Below are 24,710 nucleotides of genomic sequence, written 5' to 3' on the forward strand. Positions count from 1 at the left end.
CACGCCGGGGCGGACCCGCCCCGTCCCAACCACGCGACGCGGGAGGGGGATTGATCGCGTGAAGGGTGACCGGGTCGAGATCGTCGTGGACGCGGGGGACACGACACGGACGTACGAGGTGGTGGCCTCGCGGGCGGGCCGCAGGGTCGAGACGGCGGTGCGACGAGGGGTGGTCGAAGTGAGCGAAGTCACCCGAACCGGTGCTGTGGTGCGGACGGCGCGTTTCATGGCGAACCGGGTGCTGGCCCTGGTGGAGCAGCCCGTCCCGCGCCAGGACACCTCGGAGGGAGCGGGCCGCGGCGGCCGTCCCCTCGGGGATGTCCCCGAGGCGTAGGACGCCGTCTCCACCCAGGGGAGTACGGCGCGCCGCCCCGCTCATCCTCGGGGAGGCCCACCGATCGGTACGAGGGCATGACGTGCGGGAAGCCGGAAACCCCTAGATTCGATGTCGAGCGGCGGGTGCAGCACTCGTCCCCCGAGGTCGGACGCCCGCCGCTGCCAAAGACAACAGAAACGGTCAGGAGAAGGGGCCATGGCCTACACGGCACCGCGGACACTGCTCCGCACGCGGGATCGCGGCGAGGGCCGCCGGCACCCGCTGGTGGCGACGCTCATGGCCCTGCCCCTGGCGGTCCTGCTCCTCCTCGTCTTCGACGGGTGGGAGCTGGTGACCACACAGGCGTCGTCCGTGGGCGAGATGCTGGGGCGCTGACTTAGGCGACCCCAGGCCCGGAAGAGCGGTCCGGGCGGGGACATCCACCCATGAAACCCCGTGGGGACGGGGGTGCGGCGGACGGCAAGATGCCGGCGCAGCTGGGGAGCTGCGCCGGCATTGCTTTTCCCCGGGCGTCTTCGGCCGGCACCCGTGAGGACGCCTGTCCCTGACCGGCGCCGGCGTGGATGTCCGTCCTGCACCGGTGCCTGCCTGGGACGCCCGTCCTGCACCGGTGCCTGCCTGGGACGCCCGTCCTTCGCCGGCGTCGGCGTGGATGTCCGTCCTGCACCGGTGCCTGCCTGGGACGCTCCTTCTTCGCCGGCGCCTGCGTGGACGCCCGACTTGCACCGTCCCCCGCTGGGACGCCCGTCTTCCACCCGCGCCCGCCAGGCCGCCCGTCCGCCCCGCGTAGCCTCCTCCCGTGACCGAGGACCTCCTCCCCGCCCTGTCCGCCCGTGCCGCGGAGGCGGCCCACTCCCGCGACCCCGTCTGCTCCTGCGTCGCGGGCACCCTCGCCCACCGTGAGGACACCACCGTCGTCCGGCACGGCGCCGCCGTGGCCAAGGCGCACGCCCCGGACACGGACACCGCCGCGCTCGCCGTGCGCACCGCCGTCGCCGCCCGCCTCCCCGGCATCCTGCTGCCTCCGCTCACCCCGGCCCCGGCCGAGCTGTACGGCCGCCCGGTCACGTACTGGCCTTACGGCACGCCCGTGGACCCGGACGACCCGGACGCCGCCCCCTGGGAGGAGGCGGGCGTCCTCCTCGCCCGCCTGCACCGCACCCCGCTCCCCGGGGCCGTCCCTCCCATGCGCGGACCCGAGAAGGCCGCCCGCGCCGTCGCGCTCCTCCGGGACCTCGCCCCGCCCCACCCGGCCGCCGCCCCCGTGCTGGACGCGTGGGCGGACCTCCCGCCGTGGGCCCGCGGCGAGGCGCCCGCGCCGGGACCCGCACGCCTCTGCCACGGCGACTTCCACCTCGGCCAGCTCGTACGCGACCCCGCACCGGGAAGCCCCTGGCTGCTGATCGACGTGGACGACCTCGGCGCGGGCCCGCCGGTCTGGGACCTGGCCCGCCCCGCCGCCTGGTACGCGGTGGGGATGCTCGACACCGACGCCTGGCACCGCTTCCTCACCGCCTACCGCGCCGCCGGCGGTCCCGCCGTACCGGCCGACGGCGACCCCTGGCCTGTGCTGGACGTCCCGGCCCGCGCGCTCACCGCGCAGACCGCCGCCCGCGCCGTCACCAAGGCGGCCGAGGCGGGCCGGGCGCTGGACGAGGTGGAGGAGTGGCTGGTCGACGCCTGCGCCCGCATGCGGTCCGTGCCGGCCGCCGCCCCGGCGGACTGAGACGAATTTCCCCGACGTAGGGTGCAACCGGCCCACAGCCGGACAGAGTCTGTCCAGCTGATACGCGAAGCAGGTACGACCGGCGAGGAGTTGACCCGACCATGCAGTGTCCGAAGTGCCGTGCCCCGATGCACACGTACAACCGCAACGGTGTCCAGATCGAGCAGTGCAGCGGGTGCCGGGGGATCTTCCTCGACTACGGCGAGCTGGAGGCGCTGACCCGGCTCGAGTCCCAGTGGTCGCAGCCCGCACCGCCCCCGCCGGCCGCGCCCCAGGCCTACCCGGCCGCGGCCCCGCAGGCCCCGGCGTGGGGAGCGCCGCAGGGCGGCCACCACGGCGGCCACTACGGCGGTCACCGCCGTCACAAGAGCTTCGGCCACATGCTCTTCTCCAGCTGAGGACGCACGACGAAGCCCCCAGTCGCGGGACCGGGGGCTTCGAGCCGTGTGGACGATACTGGGATTGAACCAGTGACCTCTTCCGTGTCAGGGAAGCGCTCTCCCGCTGAGCTAATCGTCCTCGGGACCACGACCACTCCACGGAGCGGATCATGGGCACTGCGTGCGCGATACTGGGATTGAACCAGTGACCTCTTCCGTGTCAGGGAAGCGCTCTCCCGCTGAGCTAATCGCGCGGGGTTCGGATCTTCGCAGATCCAGGATCCGGAGATCCAGTGGACGATACTGGGATTGAACCAGTGACCTCTTCCGTGTCAGGGAAGCGCTCTCCCGCTGAGCTAATCGTCCTTGGAGGTGGAGACGGGATTTGAACCCGTGTAGACGGCTTTGCAGGCCGTTGCCTCGCCTCTCGGCCACTCCACCAGGAGTGTAGGGGACCGGGAAGCCCCCTCTTCCTTCGAGCGGACGACGAGGCTCGAACTCGCGACCTCAACCTTGGCAAGGTTGCGCTCTTCCAACTGAGCTACGTCCGCCTGTCGTTTCGGTCCGCTTCCGCGTCCCGGCGACGAACTGAACTCTAGCGGATTCCGGGGCCAGTACAAAAACCCGTTTGCGCAGCGTGCTGCGCTGCGGCTGCTCACGGGCGTGGCCACGTCACCCGTCCGCCCCCGCCATAGACTCGTGGCGTGCACGACCTGCCACCTCTCGCGCGCTTCGGTGACCGCGTCGCCACCGGCCTCGCCGACGTCACCGACGACCCCGCCGCCCTGGACTCCTCGGGCTTCTGGGCCGTCGCCGCCGACTTCGAGGGGCGTCTGACCTGCGCCCGGTTCCGGGACGTCCGCACCGAGCCGGTGCCGCCGCCCGCCCCGGGCGCCTGGCGCGGACCGGTGGCCGGCGACTGGACGTCCTCCCTCGACCGCGCCGCGTACACGGCGGGCGTGCGCCGCATCCGCGACCACATCGCGGCGGGCGAGGTCTACCAGGCGAACCTCTGCCGCGTCCTGTCCGCGCCGGTGCCCCCGGACGCCGACGTGGACGCCCTCACCGCCCTGCTGGCTCGCGGCAACCCGGCGCCCTACGCAGGAACGATTCGGCTTCCGCGGCACGGCGTGGAGATCGCCACCGCCTCGCCGGAGCTGTTCCTCCGCCGGGACGGGCGGGTCGTCGAGTCCGGGCCGATCAAGGGCACCGGGCGGACCGAGGCGGACCTGCTGGAGAAGGACTACGCCGAGAACGTCATGATCGTCGACCTGGTCCGCAACGACATCGGACAGGTCTGCGCCACCGGCACCGTCACCGTGCCCGACCTGTGCGCCGTCGAGAAGCACCCCGGCCTGGTCCACCTCGTCTCCACGGTCCGCGGCGAGCTGCGCGACGGCGAGGGCTGGCCCGGGCTGCTGCGCGCCGCCTTCCCGCCCGGCTCCGTCACCGGGGCCCCCAAGTCCAGCGCGCTGCGGATCATCGACGCCCTGGAGACCGCCCCGCGCGGCCCGTACTGCGGCGGGATCGGCTGGGTCGACGCCGACCGCGGCACCGGCGTGCTCGCCGTCGGCATCCGCACCTTCTGGATCGACCGGGACGCGGACGGTCCGGCCGTGCTCCGTTTCGGCACCGGCGCCGGGATCACCTGGGGTTCCGACCCCGAGGGGGAGTGGCGGGAGACCGAACTGAAGGCTTCCCGGCTGCTCGCGGTAGCGTCGGGGACGTACCAGGTGAGCGAAAGGATCCAGACGTGAAGATCTGGCTCGACGGCGCGCTGCGGGACTCCGACTCCGCCCGCGTCTCCGTCTTCGACCACGGACTGACCGTGGGCGACGGCATCTTCGAGACGGTGAAGGCCGTGGACGGCCGGCCGTTCGCCCTCACCCGGCATCTCGACCGGCTGACCCGATCGGCCCGGGGCCTCGGACTGCCCGACCCCGACCTCGACGAGGTCCGCCGCGCCTGTGCCGCCGTCCTCGAGGCCAACCCCGCGCCGCTCGGCCGGCTGCGCCTCACCTACACCGGCGGACACGGCCCGCTCGGCTCCGACCGCGGCGACAAGGGCCCGACCCTCGTCGTCGCCCTCGGGGAGACCACCCGCCGCCCGGACACCACGGCCGTCGTCACCGTGCCCTGGACCCGCAACGAGCGCGGCGCGCTCACCGGCCTGAAGACCACCTCGTACGCCGAGAACGTCGTCGCCCTCGCCCGCGCGCACGAACACGGCGCCACCGAGGCGCTGTTCGGCAACACCGTCGGACAGCTCTGCGAGGGCACCGGGTCCAACGTCTTCGTCGTCCTCGACGGCGAGATCCACACCCCGCCGCTCCACTCCGGCTGCCTCGCGGGCATCACCCGCCGGCTGGTCGCCGAGTGGACCGGGGCCAAGGAGACCGACCTGCCGTTGGACGTCCTGCGCGAGGCCGACGAGATCTTCCTCACCTCCACCCTGCGCGACGTGCAGGCCGTGCACCGCGTCGACGACCGCGAACTGTCCGCCGCGCCCGGCCCGGTGACGGCCAAGGCCATGCGGATCTTCGACGAGCGGTCCGCGGCGGACATCGACCCGTGAGGGACCGGAAAACCGGCTGAAGACGGGGCCGCTGCGGGGTAGAACAGCCGTGATGACCACCACCCTGCGGCCGGCCGAGCCGCTCCAGCGGAACCCCGACGGGACGCGTTCGCGTCGCTTCCACGTCTGCGTGAACAGCCGTCCCGTGGGGGAGGTGCACCTCGGCACGGACCCCGTCTTCGGCGACGCCGTGGCGAGGATCGTCAGCCTGCGCATAGACGAACCCGACCGCCGGCGCGGCCGGGGCACGGTGGCCGCCCTCGCGGCGGAGGAGGTGGCGCGCGGCTGGGGCTGCCGCCGCGTCGAGGTCACCGTCCCCGCCGAACCGGGCGCCGCCCTCGCCCTCGCCACGGCCCTCGGCTACGTCGTCCGCAACCGGAACATGGAGAAACCCCTCGGCGCCACCCCGCCCGCCCTGCCGGACGGCACCCGCGCACGGCCCATGACCGAGGAGGAGTACGTCACCTGGCATGCCGAGAGCTCCGCCGCGTACGCGCGGGACTGGACGCGGCGCGGGGTGCCGGAGACGGAGGCGCTGGCCAAGGCCGCCGCCGACCAGGCGGCGTTGCTGCCCGACGGCCTCGTCACGGAGGACATGCTCCTCAGCGTCCTCGAACACGAGGGCGCGGTCGTCGGCACGCTGTGGCTCGCGGTGCGCGGGGAGCGCGCGTTCGTCTTCGACGTGGAGACCCGGCCCGCCCACCGGGGCCGGGGCCACGGACGCAGCCTCATGCTGCTCGCCGAGGGCCAGGCCGCCGCCGCGGGCAACCGGACCATAGGCCTCAACGTCTTCGCGGACAACACCCCGGCCGAGCGGCTCTACGACTCGCTCGGCTACACCACGACCCGGTACTCGCTGTACAAGCCGCTGGTGTAGCCGCCGGGGGAGGACGGGACGTGCAGGTCAGGCGTCCTGGCCGGCCAGCAGCCGGTCCGCGATCTCCTCGATCCGCCCGCGCAGCCCCTCCTGGCTCTTGCCGCCGTCGAGCCGCTCCCCGCCGATGACGTACGTCGGCGTGCCGGTCACGCCGATCGCCTTGCCCTCGGCCTGGTCGGCGTCGACCACCAGGATGTGCCGGCCGTCGATCAGCGCGGTGTCGACCTCGTCGGCGTCGAGGCCCAGCTCCCGGGCGACCTCGACCAGGACGCCCTCGCCCCGGCGCTCCAGCTCCTCGACCCGGCCGAGCACGGCCTCCGCGTACTCCCAGCCCCGCCCCTGCTCCCATGCCTCCTCGGCGGCCTGGGCGGCGGCGAAGGCGTGCTTGTGCTTCTCCAGCGGGAAGTGCCGCAGCCGGACGTCCAGCCGGTCGCCGTACCGGGCCCGCAGGGCGCGGAGGTCGTCCAGGGCGGTCCGGCAGTCGGGACACTGCAGCTCGCACCACACGTCGAGGACGGGGGCGGCGGGGGAGGAGTCACTCATGGCCGACAGTCTTCCAGCAGCGCCCCGGCACCACCCAATCCGGCCCGGAGCCCCGGATCACCGAGATGCGCCGACCGGCACCTGCGGAGGAGCGGGGACCCGGAGATGTCCCTGATGTCCGCCCGGACCATGGCCGCCCGGAGCGCCGTGGGTGCAGGATGGAAGGGACGGAGGCCAAGCCCGTCGTGACCGCACGCACGCTGCCCTGGAGGACCGGATGATTGCCGAGACCGTCTGCTCCGCCGTCGCCGCGGCAGGCCTGGGCATCGCGGTGGTCACGGCCTACCGCAAGCGCTACCTCACGGCGACCCGTATCGCCGCGTACGCGCTGGTGCCGCTCGGCCTGGTGATGACCGGCGTCGTCGAGTGGCTCGCGGACACCGCTTTCAGTCCCGTCGCGTGGGCGGGCTTCGGCGTGCTGGGCCTGTCCTGGCTGATGTTCGCCACGACCCGCACGGTGGAGCGCCGGCGCGGCGGCACCCGCAAGGAACGCAAGGCGGCCCGGGAGGCGGCCGCCCCCGCCGCCACCTCGCCCGGCGCCTCCGCGCCCGCCCTGGGACAGTCCGCCCGCACGCAGAGCCCCGCGCCCCGGCAGAAGCCGGCCGCGCAGGGCGACGACGACTTCAGCGACATCGAGGCCATCCTCAAGAAGCACGGAATCTGACCGAAGTGATCACGCCCTGACCGGTAGACCGCGCTTTCCGTGTGCGCGGATGTTTTCCCTGGGTGTTGATCGCGTCCGGCCCGTCCGATGCGTCATCATCGCGGCGAGATGCTGGACACGACACAGAGCGATGCCGCGCCGCAGCAGGACGAGCCGCGCGGATGCCTCTTCGCCCTATCCCAGCCACCGCTGATGATCTTCCTTGCGGTGATCGGGTGTCTGCTGCTCACGGCCGCCTTGCACGACCTGCTGTGGCTGTGAGCCGTACCCGCGGTTCCCGGCGTCACCCGTCGGGACCGCGTCGGCCCGGTATCTCCCGTCACCGTCCGTGACAGGAAGGGCGGATCAGCCCGCCGCCTCCTTGCGGCGTGCCCGGTAGGCGGCGACGTGCAGCCGGTTGCCGCAGGTGCGGCTGTCGCAGTAGCGGCGCGAGCGGTTGCGGGACAGGTCGACGAAGGCGTGCCGGCAGTCCGGCGCCTCGCAGCGGCGCAGACGCTCCTGCTCACCGGCGACCACGAAGAACGCCAGAGCCATCCCGCAGTCGGCGGCCAGGTGGTCGGCCACGGAGGCGCCCGGGGCGAAGTAGTGCACGTGCCAGTCGTAGCCGTCGTGGTCGGTGAGCCGGGGCGTGGTGCCGGCGGCCGCGATCAGCTCGTTGATCATCGTGGCGGCGCTGCGGGCGTCGGGAGCGGCGAACACCGCGGCGAACCGGCCGCGGATCGTGCGCACCGCCGCCAGGTCGAACTCGGTGAGCACCCCGACCTCGCTGACCTTGTGGTCCCGCACGAACGCCTCGAGGGCGGCGACGTCCGCCAGCCCGTCCGGAGTCGCGTCGTCCTCCGGTGCGGTGTTCACCAGATCCACCACGGTGTCCAGCGCGCACCGGGTGTCATGGGTGATCAGCACGATTCGCTCCCTGGCCTGGGGGTCGGGCGGGCGCCCGCCGATGCTGGCCGATGGTAGTGGCTCGACCTCACCGAGCACCTCCCCGCTCCGCACACGGCTTCGATTCCAACGCGGAGCGACCCCCAAGGGTTCCCGTCCGGGACACGGCTGCGGGGGAGGCCTGAGGGGCCGCGCCGTGCCCGTGCCTCAGGGAAGCGCCCCTGAGGGGCGCGGGGAACTGCGCGACCAGCCCCAGGGAAGCGCCCCTGACGGGCGCGGGAAACTGCACGACCAGCCCCCGACGGCCCGCAGTCGCCAACGAATCCCAGCCCCCACCCCCTACGCGCCCACACTCACACCGAACCCCCCGCACGAACACACGGGCGTCGGCCCACGGCAAAAACCCCGCGGGCCGACGCCCCTGCATCGACTGTCCAGGCCGGCGCCGTCACCCCGAGTCGACGGCGCCGAACAACTTCACGGCGGAGCGCGGCGCGCTAGCTCTCCGCCAGGATGTGCGACAGCTCCTGATCGAGATCGAAGTGCCGGTGCTCCGTGCCGGGAGGCACAGCGGCGTCTGTGCGCTTCAGGAAGGACTCCAGAGCCCGTGCCGGGGCCTCGAGCAGGGCTTCCCCCTCCGGAGAGCTCAGGGCGATGCACACGACGCCCTGACCATGACTGCGCGACGGCCAGACGCGGACGTCGCCGGTGCCCGTGGGGCGGTGAAGTCCCTCGGCGAGGAGGTCGCGGGCGAACACCCACTCGACGGTTTCCTCGGCTCCGGTGTGGAAGGTGGCGTGCACGGCGTAGGGGTCGGCCGTGTCGTACCGCAGGCCTGCGGGGACAGGCAGGGAGGACTCGCTCGACACAACGAGGCGCAGGTGCAGCTCGCAGCTGACCGTGGTGTTCATAAGCGCCAGGGCCTTTCGCTCAGTGTGCGCTCGGGGATTCGCACGTCGGCGAAATCGACATGCCACCTACGGTGCCGTTGTAAACCCCTCTGAGTGTTTTGCGTGGGATTACGTAACTCTTCCGGCCGAGAGATCGTTCGCGCCCTGCGTCCATTCCGGTGATGTCATTCGCTCGGGTAGTGTTGGGCTGCATGAACACGGGGAGTAACGAGTCCGGCGAGGCCGTGACCGCGGCCCACGGGGTGACGGTGGACGAGAGCGAGCGTCGGGACGAACGGGGACTCGGGTCGAGGGCGCCCGAGTTCGTCAAGGCGCGGCGTGCGCTGCATCTGAGCTGGCAGGTCGGGGTCTTCGTCGTCGGTCTGGCCGTGGTGGTGGCCGGCGTGATCATGCTGCCGCTGCCCGGCCCGGGATGGGTCGTGATCTTCGGCGGCATGGCGATCTGGGCGACCGAGTTCGTCTGGGCCCAGCTGGTGCTGCGCTGGACCAAGCGCAAGGTCACCGAGGCGGCCCAGAAGGCGCTGGACCCGCGGGTCCGCCGCCGCAACATCATCCTGACGTCGGTCGGCCTGGTGATCGTGGCCGCGCTGGCCGGCTTCTACCTGTGGAAGTTCGGCCTGCAGATGCCCTGGAAGATCAAGGACCAGTGACACGGTCCGGGGGCCGGTCCGCCCGGCCCCCGTCGGCCACGGCCGCCCGCCGCCGGGGCTGGTCACAGCCACCCCCTGACATGGGGTAATGTTCTTCCTGCGCCCGGGCGATTAGCTCAGTGGGAGAGCGCTTCGTTCACACCGAAGAGGTCACTGGTTCGAACCCAGTATCGCCCACCGGGATCAAGCGGCCCGGCTCACCAACAGTGAGCCGGGCCGCTTCGTCGTTCCAGGGACGGCCCGCCTCCGCCTCGTTCCGCTTGGCCGGCGCTTCACCCAACCGTGACCTCCCCGGCGCCCCGCCACGGCAGCCGCCACCCCGTTCGACCCGTCGGCCGCGACGCCGGAGACCTGCCGCTTTCCGTCCCGCCCGGCGCGATCCCCGGTCGCCCCCGCCGGACGGCCCCCGCGAGCCCCCGCCATCAATTCCTGTCCGAATCATTGACGCGCCCCCGGGCCCTCCGTACCTTGTGCCAGCAAGCGCTTACTTGAAACGATTCATGAGGCGGCCGGGACCGTCGCGGGGAGGCTCGTATGCAGCAGGGCAAGGGTGTGGAGAGGCGGACGGTCCTCAAAGCGGCGGGGGCCTCGCTCGCCGTCACGGGGCTCGGTGCGACGGCGACCGCCTGCGGTGGCGGAAGCGGTTCCGGGGACGGAACGGTGACGATCCGTTATGCGTGGTGGGGCGCCGAGGACCGGGCGCAGCGCATCAACAAGACCATCGATCTCTTCGAGAAGAAGTACCCGAAGATCAAGGTCAAGACCGACTTCCAGCCGTACACCGATTTCTGGAAGAAGTTCAACACGCAGGCCTCCGGCGGGAATCCGCCGGACGTCTTCCAGAATGCCATCGGATTCCTCCGTAAATACGATGCGAAGAATGTGCTCCTGGACCTCAAGGAGCAGGTGAAGGCAGGCAACCTGCGCATGGAGGGATTCCGGGCGGGCCTCGACGCGTTCGGCGAGATCGACGGCAAGCTCCTCGGCGTTCCCGTGGGCTCCAACTCGATGGCCCTCGTCATCGACAAGCCCGTCTACGCCCGTGCCGGCATCACCCCCGAAATGGGCTGGACCTGGGACGACTTCGACGAGGCGATGGCCCGGGTGCGCGACCGCACGGGCCGCGCCGGCGACAGCGGCATGTACGGCGTCATGTACCTCTACGACCTGTACCTGCGTCAGAACGGCAAGGCGTTCTTCACCGAGGACGGTCTCGGTTTCACCGAGGCTGATCTGACCCAGTGGTGGACGAAGGCCGAGAAGGGCGTGCGGTCCGGTCTCTTCGCCGACCCCAAGAAGGTCGCCCAGATCAAGCCCAAGTCGGCGCTCTCCGCCGAACTCGCGGGCTCCGAGTTCACCTGGGACAACTTCACCGTCCGCTACACCTCCGAGGGCAGGAGCGAGTACGGTCTCGCGCCCGTCCCCACCACCGACGGCAAGCGGACCGGCCAGTACCTCGGTTCGCTGATGCTGAGCGCCTCCAAGCGCACCCAGCACCCGGTCGAGGTCGCCAAGTTCATCGACTTCATGGTGCACGACCCCGAGGTCGCCACGATCATGGGCTACGACCGCGGCGTCCCCGCCACCACCGCCCAGTACGAGGCGTACCGGCCGACCGACCCGGTGAACAAGGCGATCGCCGCCTACGAGGAGTCCCTGGTGAAGGCCGGCGTGCTGGAGCCCATCACCCCGCACCCGAACGGCGCCGACATCTGCGAGGCCGCGTTCCTGCGCATCGGCGAGGAGCTGGGGCTGGGCAAGCGGTCGGTGTCCGACGCCGTCGAGCAGTTCTTCAACGAGTCGAAGACCGCCCTCAGCAGCTGATGGGAACCGCCGTGACACACGCCCCCGCGACGGAGGTCCGGGCGAAGGACCCCGGGCCGCGGCACGGTCCGGACACGCCCCCGCGTCCCGCCGGAATCAAGCGGCGGGGCCGCCGGGAGAACCTGGCCGGCTATCTCTTCATGTCCCCGTGGATCGCCGGGTTCCTGCTGCTGACGGCGGGCCCGATGGCCGCCTCGCTCTACTTCGCGTTCACCGACTACAACCTGTTCGACGCCCCGCGCTGGATCGGCCTGGACAACTTCTCCGAGATGTTCGGCGACCCGCGCTGGCGCCACTCGGTGCGCGTCACCCTCTGGTACGTCGTCGTCGGCACGCCCGTCAAGCTGCTCGTGGCGCTCGGCGTCGCCCTGCTGCTCGCGCAGAAGCGGCGCGGGCAGGCCTTCTACCGGGCCGCCTTCTACGCGCCGTCGCTGATCGGGGCCAGCGTCTCCGTCGCCATCGTCTGGAAGGCGATCTTCTCGGACGACGCCGTCGTCGACCGGACGCAGAAGGCCTTCGGTATCGACGCGGGCGGCTGGACCGGCGATCCGGACCTCATCATCTACAGCCTGGTCGCCCTGACCGTCTGGCAGTTCGGCGCGCCGATGGTCATCTTCCTGGCCGGGCTGAAGCAGGTGCCGCGGGAGCTGTACGAGGCGGCCGACGTCGACGGGGCCGGCAGGCTGCGGCAGTTCTGGAACATCACCCTGCCGATGATCTCGCCGGTGCTGTTCTTCAACGTCCTGCTGGAGACGATCCACTCGTTCCAGATCTTCAGCTCCGCCTACATCGTCGGCGGCGGCGCGGGCGGCAACGCCTGCGGTCCGGCGGACGGCTCCATGGTCTACACCTGCTATCTGTACGTCCAGGGCTTCGAGAACAGCCGGATGGGCCTCGCCTCCGCCATGGCGTGGATGCTGCTGGTCGCGGTCGCCCTGGTCACGGCGGTGCTGTTCTGGTCCCAGAAGCGCTGGGTGCACTACGAGGAGGGCGGCCGATGACCGCACAGGCCACCGACATCACGCGCGCCCCGAAGACCAGGGGCGCCCTGCGGCGCCGGCTGCCCGGCTCGCTCGCCTGGCACATCGGGGCGCTGGCGCTCCTCGCGGTGATCCTCTACCCGGTGGTGTGGGTCGTCGGCGGGTCGTTCAAGCGGAGCGAGGACATCGTCGGCAGTCTGGACCTGTTCCCGGCCGACCCGATCGTGTCCAACTACACCAGCCTCACCGACGGCATCGCCGACATCTCGATCTCCACCTTCTTCCTCAACTCGCTGTTCCTCGCGGTGGGTTCGGTGATCGGCATCCTGATCTCCTGCTCGCTCACCGCGTACGCCTTCGCCAAGATCCGGTTCGTTGGCCGCAATCTGCTCTTCACGCTGATGATCGGCACGCTGCTGCTCCCGTACCACGTGCTGCTGATCCCGCAGTACGTGCTGTTCCGCAACCTCGACATGATCAACACGTACACCCCGCTGCTGCTGGGGAAGTACCTGGCCACGGAGGCGTTCTTCGTCTTCCTGATGGTGCAGTTCATGCGGAATCTGCCGCGGGAACTGGACGAGGCGGCGCGGCTCGACGGCTGCGGGCATCTGCGCATCTACTGGTCGATCGTGCTGCCGCTGTGCCGGCCGGCGCTGATCACCAGCGCCATCTTCACCTTCATCAACGCCTGGAACGACTTCATGGGCCCGCTGATCTACCTCAACGAGCCCGGGAAGTACACGGTCTCCCTCGGGCTGAAGATGTTCGTCGACCAGGAGGGACTCGCCAACTACGGCGGCATGATCGCCATGTCCCTGGTCGCGCTGCTGCCCGTGCTGGCCTTCTTCCTCGCCTTCCAGCGCCATCTCATCGACGGCATGGCGACCTCCGGACTGAAGGGCTGAGTGAGCTGACGATGTCCCTGGCACGCACGGAATCGAGGGCCTGGGGGAGGTTCGCGCTCTTCGCCGAGTGCCTGCTGACCGGCGTCTGGATCACGCTGGCCGCGCTGCCGCTGGTCACCTACCCCGCCGCGCTCGCGGCGGGGGCCCGGCACCTGCGCCGCCATCTGGCCCACGAGCAGGGCGGATGGCGGGAGTTCACGGCCGACCTCCGGACGGCGGTGCGCGGCGGCTGGGCCGTCGGGCTCGCCGGATGGGCGGCCGTCGCCGTCGTATGGACCGACCTGCGGGCCGTACGGGCCGGTCTGCCGGGCGGTCCGCTGGTCGGGGCCGTCGGGGTGCTGGCGCTCATCGGGGCGGCGGCCGCGCTGCTGCGGGCGGCGGCGCTGTGGCGGCCCGGAGTGTCCTGGCGAACGCTGATGGCGCGGGCCGGGCGGCACACGGTCCGTGACCCCGCCGGATCCTTCCTGCTCATCGGCGGGCTGGCCGTCGTGGTCTGCTCCGCCTGGTTCAGCACCCCCCTCGCGGTCCCCGTGCTGGGGGCCGTCACGGCGGCCGCCGTCGCCGTGGAGGAGCGTCACCGGCACCGCTGACGGGCGGTGCCCCCACCGGGGTGGGCGCTTCGGCGCCGCACCTTTTTCTGTCATGCCCCTGACATCAGTGTGCGTCTCCGCAGCATGGAAAGGACGGGCCATGTCCCCCATCCCCCGCAGAACCCTCATCAAGGCCACCGCCGTCGCCGCAGCAGCCACCCAGGCCGGCTGGACCCTCGGTGCGAGGGAAGCTTCCGCGGCGCCCGCAGCCGCGCCCGGCGGCGCCGACCCGGTGACCCTGGACTGGCTGGAGGAGGGCGGCCTGGGCGCCGCCCCCGGCTCCACCGTCGGCGTCCCCTGGCCCCGCGGCGCCCACCCGCAGGACCGCGCCTTCGCCGTGACCGACGCCGACGGCAACGACGTCCCCGTGCAGACCTGGCCGCTCGCCTACTGGCCCGACGGCTCCCTCAAGTGGACCGCCCACGCCGTCAGTTCGGGCACCGGCCGGCTCACCCTGAAGGCCGGCACGCCCGCCGCGCCCGACAAGAAGGTCACCGTCACCCGGCGCGGCGCCACCGTCACCGTCTCCACCGGCGTCGTCACCGCCCGGATCGCCACCGGCGGCGACATCCTGGTCCGCTCCGTCACCCGCGGCTCCACCGAGATCGCCCGCGACGGACGACTCGTCGTGCTGCGCCAGCCCGAGATCGAGGACGGCGACCGCACCACCGTCCGCACCGAGCCGTTCGACGGCACCGTCTCCGGCGTCGCCGTCGAACAGGACGGCCCCGTCCGGGCGGTCGTCCGCGTCGACGGCACCCACCGCAAGGGCCGCGACACCCTGCTGCCCTTCTCCGTACGCCTCTACTTCTACGCGGGCGCCGAGTCCTTCCGCATGGTGCACACCGTCACCTACGACGGGAAGCAGGAACCCGGCCGGGCCAGGGGCGACTTCGTCCGCGGCATCGGCGTCCGCTTCTCCGTCCCGCTGCGCGACGCGACGTACGACCGGCACGTCCGGCTCGGCGGCGAGGGGGAGGGGATGCTCCGGGAGGCGGTCAAGGGCATCACCGGGCTGCGCCGCGACCCCGGCATCGCCGTGCAGGAGGCCCAGTTCGAGGGCCGCAAGCTGCCCGACCCGACCACCTGGGACCAGCGCGTCACCAGCCGGCTGCAGTACATCCCCGAATGGGGCGACCACACCCTCTCCCAGCTCTCCGCCGACGGCTTCACCGTCCGCAAGCGCACCACGAAGGGCCACGGCTGGATCGGCGCCGGCGGCGGACGGCGCGCCTCCGGCTTCGGCTACGTCGGCGGCGTCAGCGGCGGCCTCTCCTTCGGGCTGCGCGACTTCTGGGAGAAGCACCCGGCCCAGCTCGACGTCCGCGACGCCCACACCGACACCGCCGAGGTCACGCTCTGGCTCTGGTCGCCCGAGGCGCAGCCCATGGACCTGCGCTTCTACCACGACGGCATGGGCCAGGACACCTTCCCCGAGCAGCTCGAGGGCCTCAACATCACCTACGAGGACTACGAGCCCGGCTTCGGCACCCCCTACGGCATCGCCCGCACCTCCGAGCTGCTGTTCTGGGCCGAGGCCGCCACCCCGGACGCCGGGCGGCTCGCCGCCCGCGCCCGCGCCGTACGCGTGCTGCCGCAGCTCACCGCGCCGCCCCGGCAGCTCGTCACCGCCGGCGTCTTCGGCAAGGGCCTCTTCGCCGAACCCGACCGCTCCACCCCCGCCAAGCAGAAGATCGAGGACCACCTCGACTTCCTCTTCACCTACTACAAGGACCAGGTGGAGCAGCGCCGCTGGTACGGCTTCTGGGACTACGGCGACATCATGCACACCTACGACACCGTCCGGCACCAATGGCGCTACGACGTCGGCGGCTACGCCTGGGACAACAGCGAACTCTCGCCCGACCTGTGGCTCTGGTACGCCTACCTGCGCTCGGGACGCGCCGACATCTTCCGCTTCGCCGAGGCCATGACCCGCCACACCGGCGAGGTCGACGTCTACCACCTCGGCGAATGGGCCGGACTCGGCACCCGCCACGGCGTCCAGCACTACGCCGACAGCGCCAAGCAGCAGCGCATCGCCAACACCACCTACCGGCGCTTCTACTACTTCCTCACCGCCGACGAACGCACCGGCGACCTCATGCACGCCAACGTCGACAGCGACGAGACCTTCCTCGCCCTCGACCCGCTCCGCAAGATCCGCACCGAGCCCTACACCCCCGACCGCAATGCCCTGTCCATCGGCTTCGGCACCGACTGGAGCGGCCTGGTCTCGGCCTGGCTCACCGAGTGGGAACGCAAGGGCCCCAAGTGGCAGAAGGCCCGGGCGCGCGTGCTCTCCACCATGGAGACCATCGCCGCCCAGCCCAACGGCTTCGTCCAGGGCAGCGGTCTGTACGACCTCGACACCGGCCGGTTCGCCGTCGCCGACACCCCGAAGGTGGAGGTCTCCCACCTGTCCGCCGTCTTCGGCCTCAACGAACTGTGCGCCGAACTGATCGACCTCGTCGACATGCCCGAGTTCGAGGAGGCGTACTACGACTACTGCCGCTACTTCAACGCCACCAAGGCCGAACAGGCCGCCCGCTACGGCTCCGACTTCGGCAGCCTGATCCTCTTCCAGGGCCACTCCCGCCTCGACGCCTACGCCGCCGTCCGCACCGGCGACGAGGCGCTGGCGAAGCGGGCGTGGGCCAAGTTCTACGACTCCGACGGCTACAAGGAGTCCGCGCCCTGGAAGACCGAGAAGGTGAGCGGCCCCAGCGCCCTGGTCGCCGGCAGCGAGGCTTCCTGGGTCTCCACCAACGACACCGCGCTCTACGGACTCGCCGCCATCGAGAACCTCGCCCTGCTGGGGGACCGCATGCCGTGACGCACGACGAGGGCGCGGGCGGGCACACTCCGTACATGGACAGGAACCATTACCGCTTCCGCACCGTGTGGACGCTGTCCGCGCCCGCCGCGACCGTGTACGGCGCGCTGGAGCGGATCGAGGACTACCCCCGGTGGTGGCCGCAGGTGCGGGAGGTCGCCCGCCTCGACGACACCACCGGCATCGTCACGATCCGCTCCGTCCTCCCGTACGACCTCACCTTCACCCTGCGGGAGGGGCGGCGGGACCGGGAGAACGGCGTGCTGGAGGCAGGGCTGTCCGGCGACATCGACGGCTGGGCGCGGTGGACCGTCACCGATCTCGGCGCCCACGGCTGCGCCGCCCACTACGAGCAGGAGGTCGACGTCCGGGCGCGGCTGCTGCGGCTGCTCGCCGTGCCCGGCCGGCCGCTCTTCCGCGCCAACCACGCGCTGATGCTGCGGGCGGGGCGGCGCGGACTGGAGGCGCACCTTCAAGCGGTTTGAACGAAGCGTCCTGACCCCTGTATTGTTCAGTGCGTTCCCGGGCGATTAGCTCAGTGGGAGAGCGCTTCGTTCACACCGAAGAGGTCACTGGTTCGAACCCAGTATCGCCCACGCTCGGGAGAGCGACGTGTGTCCGTCAAAGACGGACCACGTCGCTCTCTTCGGTTTTGCGCGGCTTCGCCGCGCGTTGTGGGGGCTTCGCCACCCGCACCCCCGCCCACGGTGTCTTCGTGGGCCGGAGACGCAAGGTCACGCCGCCGCCGGCAGGTCCGGGCGGAGCGGCCAGGCCGGGTCGACGATCTCCTCCGTGCCCGTGCGCGCGAACCACGCCTGCAGGCCCCGCGCCTGTGCCGCGTGCCACACCGCCTGCAGGGTGTGCAGCTCACCGGGGGACAGCCGCTCGAGGCGGGACGCGAACCGGCGGCCCACCGCACGCGTCACCTCCAGCGCGGCCACCGCGTCCGCCGCGGCGTCGTGCGCCTCCTCCAGTTCCACCTCGTAGTGCGCGCACAGGTCGGCCAGCGTGCGGCGGCCCTTGCGGTAGCGGTCCAGATGCTTGTCCAGCACCCGCGGATCCAGCACCAGCAGCGGTGACCGCTCGAACCAGCGGTTCAGCGACGACGCCCGGTGCCGGCGCAACTCCCGGTCCAGCAGCGTCAGATCGAACGGCGCGTTCATCACCACCACCGGCCGGCCCACCGCCGCCTGCTCCGCCAGCGCCTGCGCCACCTCGTACATCACCGGCGCCGGCCAGCGGCCGTTGCGCTGCAGATGCTCCTCCGTCAGCCCGTGCACCTCGGTCGCCGCGGCCGGCACCGGCACGCCCGGATTCACCAGCCAGCGCGTCACCCGCGGCCGGGTGCCCGGAGCGTCCTGGACGACGAGGGCGGCCGACACGATCCGGTCGGTCTCGACGTCCACACCCGTGGTCTCCGTGTCGAAGGCGGCCAGCGGCCCTTCGTACCAGCACGTCATACCCACCAACCCCTCGCTCACCACCAGCAGTTGACGTGCCGTCCACTGCTCGGACCGGTGATACCCGCCCTGTTTGCGCACTACGCCGGGAGGAGACAACAGGAGTACGGGTCTTTGCAGTTCAGCGACCCGCGCATGGGATTTCGACTGTTCTGGAAGGCTGTTGGTCATGGCCATCGCGCAGCCCGAACGGGGCGGGCTGCTGCCGGAGCGCACACCTGCCGCTCGCGGCACCCTCGCCACCACCGCCTGCATGGAGACCCTGCAGGTCGGCTACCTCCACGCCGTCGCCGCGGCGGCCGGCTGCTCGCTGTCCCAGCCCTTCCCGGACAACGGCATCGACTGGCACGTCAGTCACAGCGCCCCAGGCCACCTCGTCGACGACGAGGTCACCATCAAGGTGCAGCTCAAGGCCACCTCGCAGATCGCCCCGCACCCCCGGGGACGTTCCTTCTCCTTCACCCTGGACAACGCCCATCTGGAGAAGCTCGCCCGCACCCCGGTCACCGTGCACAAGATCCTCGTCGTGATGATCCTGCCGCGCTCCCAGGACGACTGGCTGCGCGCCGGACACGACCGGCTCGACCTGCGCCACTGCTGCTACTGGGTCAACCTCGCCGGACACCCCGTCACCGGCCGCCGCCGCACCACCGTACGGATCCCCACCTCACGCATCTTCGACGACCGGGCGCTGTGCGAGATCATGACGCGGGTCGGCAGGGGAGGCAGACCATGACCCACCGCCCCACCGGCGAACCCGCCCGGCCCGTACGCCCGCACCCCGCCGACGCCTTCCCCGACGCACCGCCGCCCGAGGCATCCGGCGCCGACCCCGCCGTGCTCACCGCCCTGCTCCGCCGGCACGGCTGGGAGCGGCGCGGCGGCGCCCCCGGACGCTACGGCCGCTGGGCCCCGCCCGGGCCGGGCACCGGCACCAGCCTGCTCGTGCCGGCCGGCCGGACCTTCCCCGACAGCGAGGACCTGCTCGCCGAGGCCCTGGACGCGCTGTCCCGCAGCGGCACGCCCTCCGCCCGCGAGATCCTGCTCGCCCTCGCCGTGCCCAGCGACGAGATCCGCTGGTCCCGCGACCTGCCGCCAGGCCCCGGCGATGCCGTCCCCTGGGCCGCGGAGGAACAGCTCAGGACCGCCGCCCGCCGCACCCTGCTCGCCGCCGCGCTCGCCACCCGCGCCCGCGCCGGCTACCACGGCGCCCGCCACCGCCGCCCGGCCGCCGCCGCCCTGGACGGCGTGCTGGTGGGCCCCGCGCCGGACGGCCGCGGCCTCACCGCCTTCGTGCCCGTCGCCACCGGCCGCCCGCTCGCCGTGTGCCTCTTCCACGCCCTGCACGCCGCCCGCGAGGCCGTCGACCACCGGCGGGCCACCGGCTCCATGGACGCCTTCGCCGGCGCCGTCGGCGCGGGCGTCAGCCACGAGCTCACCGAGGCCCTCGTCGTCCTGGTCCGGGACACCGAGGGCGCCCGGGTCGGCGTGGACTGGGCCCCGGCGGCCGGGGTGCCCGAGGGGTGCGCGGCCGCCGGACCCGTCGAGTTCTCGCCCGGCGACCTGCCCGCCCTGCTGGAGGCCGGCCGCCGCTGCCAGCGCGCGGAGCCCTCCGTCACCGTCACGGTCACCGGGGCGGTCGTGCGGATGTACCGGTCGCAGCCCCGGGGCGAGGGCATGGTGCGGCTGCGGGTGCTGGCGGGCGCCGAGGTCGGGCACCTCAGGGTCACGCTCGGCGAGGAGGACTACCGGATCGCCGGACACGCCCACCTCATGGGGCTGCCGGTGCGGATGCGCGGCCGTCTGGCCGGACGCGGCGGGTTCCGGCGCCTCACCGAGGTCCGGCAGGTCGCGCCGGTCCAGGTCGACGAGGCCGAACGCGACCGGCTGCTCAAGGCGATCCAGGAGAGCGCGGACGACTTCGGGGAGGCCTTCGGCCCGTCCTGCGACGGCTGATTTCGCCTGCACCGGTCCCGGGTCGGTACGATCGCACCCATGCGTGCGCTCCGGTATGGCGCCGCGACCACAGCCTTCAGTCAGGAGAGACCGGTGTCAGACGTCCGTGTGATCATCCAGCGCGATTCCGAGCGGGAAGAACGCGTGGTGACGACGGGCACTACGGCCGCCGAGCTCTTCGCCGGCGAGCGCTCGATCATCGCCGCGCGGGTGGACGGCGAACTCAAGGACCTCTCGTACCAGGTCCAGGACGGCGAGACCGTCGAGGGCGTCGACATCTCCTCCGAGGACGGCCTCAACATCCTGCGCCACTCCACCGCGCACGTGATGGCCCAGGCCGTGCAGGAGCTGTTCCCCGAGGCCAAGCTGGGCATCGGCCCGCCGGTCAAGGACGGCTTCTACTACGACTTCGACGTGGAGAAGCCGTTCACGCCCGAGGATCTCAAGGCCATCGAGAAGAAGATGCAGGAGATCCAGAAGCGCGGCCAGCGCTTCTCCCGCCGTGTGGTGACCGACGAGGCCGCCCGCGAGGAGCTCGCCGACGAGCCGTACAAGCTGGAGCTGATCGGCCTCAAAGGCTCCGCCTCGCACGACGACGGAGCGGACGTCGAGGTCGGCGCCGGCGAGCTGACGATCTACGACAACATCGACCCCAAGACCGGCGAGCTGTGCTGGAAGGACCTCTGCCGCGGTCCCCACCTGCCCACCACCCGGAACATCCCGGCGTTCAAGCTGATGCGCAACGCGGCCGCCTACTGGCGCGGCAGCGAGAAGAACCCGATGCTCCAGCGCATCTACGGCACCGCCTGGCCCTCCAAGGAGGAGCTGAAGGCGCACCTGGAGTTCCTCGCCGAGGCGGAGAAGCGCGACCACCGCAAGCTGGGCGCCGAGCTCGACCTGTTCTCCATCCCCGAGCAGATCGGCTCCGGCCTCGCCGTCTTCCACCCCAAGGGCGGCATCATCCGCCGGGTCATGGAGGACTACTCGCGCCGCCGGCACGAGGAGGAGGGCTACGAGTTCGTCTACACCCCGCACGCGACCAAGGGGAAGCTCTTCGAGACCTCGGGCCACCTGGACTGGTACGCCGACGGCATGTACCCGCCCATGCAGCTCGACGAGGGCGTGGACTACTACCTCAAGCCCATGAACTGCCCGATGCACAACCTGATCTTCGACGCGCGAGGCCGCTCCTACCGCGAACTGCCGCTGCGCCTCTTCGAGTTCGGGACCGTGTACCGGTACGAGAAGTCGGGCGTCGTGCACGGCCTGACCCGGGCCCGCGGCTTCACCCAGGACGACGCGCACATCTACTGCACGCGTGAGCAGATGTCCGAGGAGCTCGACAAGACCCTCACCTTCGTCCTGAACCTGCTGCGCGACTACGGCCTCACCGACTTCTACCTGGAGCTGTCCACCAAGGACCCGGAGAAGTTCGTCGGCTCGGACGAGGCCTGGGAGGAGGCGACCGAGACGCTGCGCCAGGTCGCCGAGAAGCAGGGCCTGCCGCTGGTCCCGGACCCGGGCGGCGCCGCCTTCTACGGCCCGAAGATCTCCGTGCAGGCGAAGGACGCCATCGGCCGCACCTGGCAGATGTCGACCATCCAGCTCGACTTCAACCTGCCGGAGCGCTTCGACCTGGAGTACACGGGTCCGGACGGCTCCAAGCAGCGCCCGGTCATGATCCACCGCGCGCTGTTCGGCTCCATCGAGCGGTTCTTCGCGGTGCTCCTGGAGCACTACGCGGGCGCGTTCCCGGCGTGGCTGGCGCCGGTGCAGGCGGTGGGCATCCCCGTGGGTGACGCCCACGTCGAGTACTTGGAGAAGTTCGCCGCCGAGGCCAAGCAGAAGGGCCTGCGCGTGGAGGTCGACTCCTCCTCGGACCGTATGCAGAAGAAGATCAGGACGGCGCAGCGGCAGAAGGTCCCGTTCATGATCATCGTGGGTGACGACGACATGAACGCGGGCACGGTGTCGTTCCGGTACCGCGATGGCTCGCAGGAGAACGGCATCCCGCGTGACGAAGCGCTGGCGAAGCTCGTTGACGTCGTGGAGCGCCGCGTGCACGTGTGATCCACTCCCCGCGTCAGCGGGGATGGCCCGAAGATGCGGAAGGCCCACAAGCACAAGGTGCCGTGCTCGCCGCCGCAGCGGGGCTTCGAGGCCCCCGGGTACGACCCGGGGGCCTTTTTGCCGCCTCCCCGCGGTCACGCCATATGCTGCACGCATGACGAGTGAGCCGGAGCAGCAGTTGGGAGTGGGCACGCAGGACGCGTTCCAGCGTCTGTGGACGCCCCACCGGATGGCCTACATCCAGGGCGAGAACAAGCCGAGCGGCCCCGGTGCCGGCGACGGCTGCCCCTTCTGTTCCCTCCCGGCCGCGTCCGACGAGGACGGGCTGATCCTGCGCCGCGGTGAGCTGGTGTACGCGGTGCTCAACCTGTATCCGTACACGGGCGGCCATCTGATGACCGTGCCGTACCGGCACGTGGCCGACTACACCGAGCTGACCGTCGAGGAGACGGCGGAGCTCGCCGCGCTCACCAAGCAGGCGATGACGGCGCTGCGCACGGCGTCGGGCGCGCACGGCTTCAACATCGGCATGAACCAGGGCACGGTCGCGGGCGCGGGCATCGCCGCCCACCTCCACCAGCACGTCGTCCCGCGCTGGGGCGGCGACACCAACTTCATGCCGGTCATCGGCCACACCAAGGTGCTGCCGCAGCTGCTGGCCGACACCCGCAAGATGCTCGCGGAGGCCTGGCCGGCGGCCTGACCCCCTGTACCGGAAGACGGGCGGGGCCCCGCAGCGGCACACCCCGCCCGTCTTCCGGCTACGCGTCGTACAGGTCGGCCTTGCTCGGCGTCGCCTCCTGGACCGCCGTGGACAAGGACGACGAGCGGGAGCCGAACTTCGTGGTGTCCACGCCGTTCTCCTCCAGCACCTTGATCGCCGCGGAGTGCACCACGCGCAGCACCGGCGTCGCCGCCCGCAGCGCGTCGTCCGCCATGAACCGGTGCCGCCAGGGCTTGTCCGCCCAGGCGTGCCGCAGCCCGAACGGCTCGGGCAGGGTCAGCTTGCCGCCCAGCCAGTACAGCAGCGGCGGGTACTTGGTCAGGGGCGCGCGGGCGGCCAGGCGTACCACCTCGTCCGAGTCGACCAGCGGGAGCTTGATCTTCCGGGTCTCCCAGAACTTGATCGACTTCTGGACCTCCTTCTCCTTCGCCGCCGGCTTGGTGGTGAACAGGGAGTGCACCGGGCCCAGGGCGTGTCCGGTGACCTCGATGCGCAGCGTCTCGTGCAGCACGGTCACCGTGATCAGCATCGTGATCACCAGCTGGCCGTCCCACAGGGTCCACTGCACGCCCAGGTAGTGCCGGTCGCCCGCGCCGAACTGCTGCTTGTTGCAGATCTCCTGCACGGCGTGCTGCTTCACCTGGTACGCCTCGACGTCCGTGCCCTCGGGCCGGGTGACCGCCGTGGCGTTCTCCCCGACGGGGGTGACGATCCAGTGGCGTATCGACGGCTTGGGGAAGCCGCCCGTGTTCAGCGGACCGCGCTCCAGCATGCGCAAACGGTCGTGGATGGCCTTGATGACGTCCCAGCTGCGGAACGGGTGGATCTCCCGGCCGGGGTCGGCGGGCACCAGGTCCTCGGCGAGCTGCCAGCTGCCCCAGCGGGTGCCCATCCCGAGAATGCCCTTGGGGCCGGCGTAGAAGACGGAGTTGGACTGCTGCTCGGCGCTGAGCCGGGCAAGCGACTGGCGCAGCTGCTCGGCCGCCGTCTCGCCGGGGCTGCTCGGCACCGCCTCGGGCACCTTGGCGCCGATGCTGCTGCCGGACAGCAGGCTGTCCCAGCGTTCCCGCAGGTCGCGGGCCGTGCGCTCGCAGATCTGCTTGGCCCAGAACCAGCCCAGCACCGGGGCCACGACCGCCGCGCGCGCGTACCAGGCCCAGAACCCGGTGAACGGCATGCGCAGCAGGAACAGCACGGCGAGCGCGCCGACGCCCACCAGCAGGGCGGTGGCGAGCGCTCCGGCCCGCTTGTCGTCGCGCTTGGCCATGGTCGTGCGGATCTGGAACACCAGCAGCCAGACGAGCAGGCCGGGCAGGAACAGCAGCCCGCACAGCACCATCACGGCGGTCAGCCAGTTGTCGCGCTCGCGGCGGATGCGGTGGGCCGCCAGCGCGTGCTCCACGACCACCTGGGGCTGGGTGCCGAAGGACTGGATGAGCGGGGCGCGGCCGGAGCCCAGCATCCGGTCGATGATCGCCCGGGAGAACGCCTCGCCCAGGTTGGGCCGGAACAGCTTGATCCGCGGCTTGCCCACCTCCGACTTGTGCCACTCGCTGTTGGCCTTGAGTATCTCCTCGGCCTCGTTGTCCCGGTACGCCGCCGAGGCCAGCGCGAACGTGGGCGTCTGGCCCTCGTCGCCCGTGCGCGGTACCTGCGGACCGAAGAACTCCGCGTAACCGCTCTCAACGGTCATTCCCGCCCCCGATCGCCGCGACTGTCGTCTTGCGGCCTTCCCGACTTCCGTGCTGCGCACACCTGTTGATCAGGTGTTCAGCGTATAGGCAGCCACCGCCGTCCGCCGGGGGTCGTTCCAA

25 protein-coding genes and 7 tRNA genes are annotated in these 24,710 nt (G+C 71.5%); 22 read left to right on the forward strand and 10 right to left on the reverse strand.

The annotated features are described in order from the left end of the window. The first annotated feature begins 58 nt into the window (after positions 1 to 58). From ACQY0Z_RS18135 to ACQY0Z_RS18150, 4 genes are all read left to right on the forward strand, one after another. A complete protein-coding gene (locus ACQY0Z_RS18135; protein ID WP_093768330.1) occupies positions 59 to 334 on the forward strand; it encodes a hypothetical protein in 276 nt (91 codons plus the stop codon). A gap of 198 nt (positions 335 to 532) precedes the next feature. Then, positions 533 to 712 (forward strand): hypothetical protein, encoded by a 180-nt coding sequence (locus ACQY0Z_RS18140; RefSeq protein ID WP_019527115.1) that lies wholly within the window; start codon positions 533 to 535, stop codon positions 710 to 712. A 424-nt stretch (positions 713 to 1,136) separates the two neighbouring features. After that, the gene (locus ACQY0Z_RS18145; RefSeq protein WP_439812536.1) at positions 1,137 to 2,063 is read left to right on the forward strand and encodes a phosphotransferase family protein; all 927 of its coding nucleotides are present in this window, start codon (positions 1,137 to 1,139) and stop codon (positions 2,061 to 2,063) included. Between the two features lie 101 nt (positions 2,064 to 2,164). After that, a complete protein-coding gene (locus tag ACQY0Z_RS18150; RefSeq protein WP_189901364.1) occupies positions 2,165 to 2,461 on the forward strand; it encodes a zf-TFIIB domain-containing protein in 297 nt (98 codons plus the stop codon). Positions 2,462 to 2,510: 49 nt separating this feature from the next. Here ACQY0Z_RS18150 and ACQY0Z_RS18155 read toward each other — a convergent pair. From ACQY0Z_RS18155 to ACQY0Z_RS18175, 5 genes are all read right to left on the reverse strand, one after another. Then, positions 2,511 to 2,582, reverse strand: a tRNA-Val gene (locus tag ACQY0Z_RS18155). 43 nt (positions 2,583 to 2,625) lie between these two features. Beyond that, a tRNA-Val gene (locus ACQY0Z_RS18160) sits at positions 2,626 to 2,697 on the reverse strand. A 40-nt stretch (positions 2,698 to 2,737) separates the two neighbouring features. After that, positions 2,738 to 2,809 (reverse strand) — tRNA-Val (locus ACQY0Z_RS18165). A gap of 1 nt (position 2,810) precedes the next feature. Beyond that, a tRNA-Cys gene (locus ACQY0Z_RS18170) sits at positions 2,811 to 2,884 on the reverse strand. A 37-nt stretch (positions 2,885 to 2,921) separates the two neighbouring features. Then, a tRNA-Gly gene (locus ACQY0Z_RS18175) sits at positions 2,922 to 2,994 on the reverse strand. Between the two features lie 153 nt (positions 2,995 to 3,147). Here ACQY0Z_RS18175 and ACQY0Z_RS18180 point away from each other — a divergent pair. From ACQY0Z_RS18180 to ACQY0Z_RS18190, 3 genes are read left to right on the forward strand one after another with little or no spacing between them, the layout of a single operon-like run. Continuing rightward, positions 3,148 to 4,200: a chorismate-binding protein gene (locus ACQY0Z_RS18180; protein ID WP_189901361.1), complete on the forward strand. Its 1,053-nt coding sequence runs from the start codon at positions 3,148 to 3,150 to the stop codon at positions 4,198 to 4,200. Beyond that, complete coding sequence (locus tag ACQY0Z_RS18185) at positions 4,197 to 5,018, forward strand: aminotransferase class IV (protein WP_189901359.1); 822 nt, start codon at positions 4,197 to 4,199, stop codon at positions 5,016 to 5,018. The genes ACQY0Z_RS18180 and ACQY0Z_RS18185 overlap by 4 nt, the downstream gene beginning before the upstream one ends. 52 nt (positions 5,019 to 5,070) lie before the next feature. Further along, positions 5,071 to 5,895, forward strand: coding sequence for a GNAT family N-acetyltransferase (locus tag ACQY0Z_RS18190; RefSeq protein ID WP_254587261.1), 825 nt, complete (start codon positions 5,071 to 5,073; stop codon positions 5,893 to 5,895). A 27-nt stretch (positions 5,896 to 5,922) separates the two neighbouring features. Here the strand turns inward: ACQY0Z_RS18190 and ACQY0Z_RS18195 are convergent, their stop codons facing one another. Then, positions 5,923 to 6,438: a DsbA family protein gene (locus tag ACQY0Z_RS18195; protein ID WP_439812537.1), complete on the reverse strand. Its 516-nt coding sequence runs from the start codon at positions 6,436 to 6,438 to the stop codon at positions 5,923 to 5,925. A gap of 217 nt (positions 6,439 to 6,655) precedes the next feature. Here ACQY0Z_RS18195 and ACQY0Z_RS18200 point away from each other — a divergent pair, with 217 nt between their 5' ends. Both ACQY0Z_RS18200 and ACQY0Z_RS18205 read left to right on the forward strand, forming a co-directional pair. Continuing rightward, positions 6,656 to 7,102, forward strand: coding sequence for a hypothetical protein (locus tag ACQY0Z_RS18200; RefSeq protein WP_381727453.1), 447 nt, complete (start codon positions 6,656 to 6,658; stop codon positions 7,100 to 7,102). A gap of 108 nt (positions 7,103 to 7,210) precedes the next feature. Beyond that, positions 7,211 to 7,363 carry a hypothetical protein gene (locus ACQY0Z_RS18205; protein WP_019523797.1) on the forward strand — a complete coding sequence of 51 codons (153 nt, stop codon included), beginning with the start codon at positions 7,211 to 7,213 and terminating at the stop codon, positions 7,361 to 7,363. A gap of 84 nt (positions 7,364 to 7,447) precedes the next feature. On the opposite strand, the gene ACQY0Z_RS18210 is transcribed toward ACQY0Z_RS18205, so the two are convergent. Continuing rightward, positions 7,448 to 8,008 carry a CGNR zinc finger domain-containing protein gene (locus tag ACQY0Z_RS18210; protein ID WP_189901352.1) on the reverse strand — a complete coding sequence of 187 codons (561 nt, stop codon included), beginning with the start codon at positions 8,006 to 8,008 and terminating at the stop codon, positions 7,448 to 7,450. A 476-nt stretch (positions 8,009 to 8,484) separates the two neighbouring features. Then, entirely contained in the window at positions 8,485 to 8,898 is a 414-nt protein-coding gene (locus tag ACQY0Z_RS18215) for an SsgA family sporulation/cell division regulator (RefSeq protein ID WP_004002642.1), read from the reverse strand. Between the two features lie 191 nt (positions 8,899 to 9,089). Between ACQY0Z_RS18215 and ACQY0Z_RS18220 the strand changes: the two genes are divergently transcribed. The 9 genes from ACQY0Z_RS18220 (at position 9,090) to ACQY0Z_RS18260 (ending at position 17,282) form a co-directional block, all read left to right on the forward strand. Continuing rightward, complete coding sequence (locus ACQY0Z_RS18220; protein WP_189901350.1) at positions 9,090 to 9,548, forward strand: TIGR02611 family protein; 459 nt, start codon at positions 9,090 to 9,092, stop codon at positions 9,546 to 9,548. Positions 9,549 to 9,653: 105 nt separating this feature from the next. Further along, positions 9,654 to 9,725, forward strand: a tRNA-Val gene (locus ACQY0Z_RS18225). A gap of 357 nt (positions 9,726 to 10,082) precedes the next feature. Continuing rightward, the gene (locus tag ACQY0Z_RS18230) at positions 10,083 to 11,372 is read left to right on the forward strand and encodes an ABC transporter substrate-binding protein (protein WP_439812538.1); all 1,290 of its coding nucleotides are present in this window, start codon (positions 10,083 to 10,085) and stop codon (positions 11,370 to 11,372) included. Further along, positions 11,372 to 12,373, forward strand: a complete 1,002-nt coding sequence (locus ACQY0Z_RS18235) for a carbohydrate ABC transporter permease (RefSeq protein WP_439812539.1) — start codon at positions 11,372 to 11,374, stop codon at positions 12,371 to 12,373. Before ACQY0Z_RS18230 ends, ACQY0Z_RS18235 begins: the two co-directional genes overlap by 1 nt. After that, positions 12,370 to 13,260 (forward strand): carbohydrate ABC transporter permease, encoded by an 891-nt coding sequence (locus tag ACQY0Z_RS18240; RefSeq protein WP_189901345.1) that lies wholly within the window; start codon positions 12,370 to 12,372, stop codon positions 13,258 to 13,260. Before ACQY0Z_RS18235 ends, ACQY0Z_RS18240 begins: the two co-directional genes overlap by 4 nt. A gap of 11 nt (positions 13,261 to 13,271) precedes the next feature. Further along, positions 13,272 to 13,850 (forward strand): hypothetical protein, encoded by a 579-nt coding sequence (locus ACQY0Z_RS18245; protein WP_189901343.1) that lies wholly within the window; start codon positions 13,272 to 13,274, stop codon positions 13,848 to 13,850. 100 nt (positions 13,851 to 13,950) lie between these two features. Beyond that, the gene (locus ACQY0Z_RS18250) at positions 13,951 to 16,686 is read left to right on the forward strand and encodes an exo-rhamnogalacturonan lyase family protein (protein WP_439812540.1); all 2,736 of its coding nucleotides are present in this window, start codon (positions 13,951 to 13,953) and stop codon (positions 16,684 to 16,686) included. 35 nt (positions 16,687 to 16,721) lie between these two features. Further along, positions 16,722 to 17,171: an SRPBCC family protein gene (locus ACQY0Z_RS18255; protein WP_189901339.1), complete on the forward strand. Its 450-nt coding sequence runs from the start codon at positions 16,722 to 16,724 to the stop codon at positions 17,169 to 17,171. A 39-nt stretch (positions 17,172 to 17,210) separates the two neighbouring features. Next, positions 17,211 to 17,282 (forward strand) — tRNA-Val (locus ACQY0Z_RS18260). Positions 17,283 to 17,420: 138 nt separating this feature from the next. Here the strand turns inward: ACQY0Z_RS18260 and ACQY0Z_RS18265 are convergent. Next, entirely contained in the window at positions 17,421 to 18,146 is a 726-nt protein-coding gene (locus ACQY0Z_RS18265; protein WP_189901337.1) for an exonuclease domain-containing protein, read from the reverse strand. Positions 18,147 to 18,315: 169 nt separating this feature from the next. On the opposite strand from ACQY0Z_RS18265, the gene ACQY0Z_RS18270 reads away from it, so the two are divergent. The 4 genes from ACQY0Z_RS18270 (at position 18,316) to ACQY0Z_RS18285 (ending at position 22,875) form a co-directional block, all read left to right on the forward strand. Beyond that, entirely contained in the window at positions 18,316 to 18,882 is a 567-nt protein-coding gene (locus ACQY0Z_RS18270) for a DUF4365 domain-containing protein (RefSeq protein WP_019523789.1), read from the forward strand. Next, complete coding sequence (locus tag ACQY0Z_RS18275; protein ID WP_439812541.1) at positions 18,879 to 20,102, forward strand: hypothetical protein; 1,224 nt, start codon at positions 18,879 to 18,881, stop codon at positions 20,100 to 20,102. The genes ACQY0Z_RS18270 and ACQY0Z_RS18275 overlap by 4 nt, the downstream gene beginning before the upstream one ends. A 93-nt stretch (positions 20,103 to 20,195) precedes the next feature. Beyond that, positions 20,196 to 22,172 carry a threonine--tRNA ligase gene (thrS, locus tag ACQY0Z_RS18280; protein WP_254586531.1) on the forward strand — a complete coding sequence of 659 codons (1,977 nt, stop codon included), beginning with the start codon at positions 20,196 to 20,198 and terminating at the stop codon, positions 22,170 to 22,172. Between the two features lie 154 nt (positions 22,173 to 22,326). Further along, positions 22,327 to 22,875: an HIT family protein gene (locus tag ACQY0Z_RS18285; protein WP_026243670.1), complete on the forward strand. Its 549-nt coding sequence runs from the start codon at positions 22,327 to 22,329 to the stop codon at positions 22,873 to 22,875. A gap of 58 nt (positions 22,876 to 22,933) precedes the next feature. Here ACQY0Z_RS18285 and ACQY0Z_RS18290 read toward each other — a convergent pair whose 3' ends face one another. After that, positions 22,934 to 24,589, reverse strand: coding sequence for a hypothetical protein (locus ACQY0Z_RS18290; protein ID WP_189901330.1), 1,656 nt, complete (start codon positions 24,587 to 24,589; stop codon positions 22,934 to 22,936). Positions 24,590 to 24,710 lie beyond the last annotated feature (121 nt).

It is taken from the genome of Streptomyces sp. P9-2 (assembly GCF_051903975.1).
GTDB lineage: Bacteria > Actinomycetota > Actinomycetes > Streptomycetales > Streptomycetaceae > Streptomyces > Streptomyces cellulosae.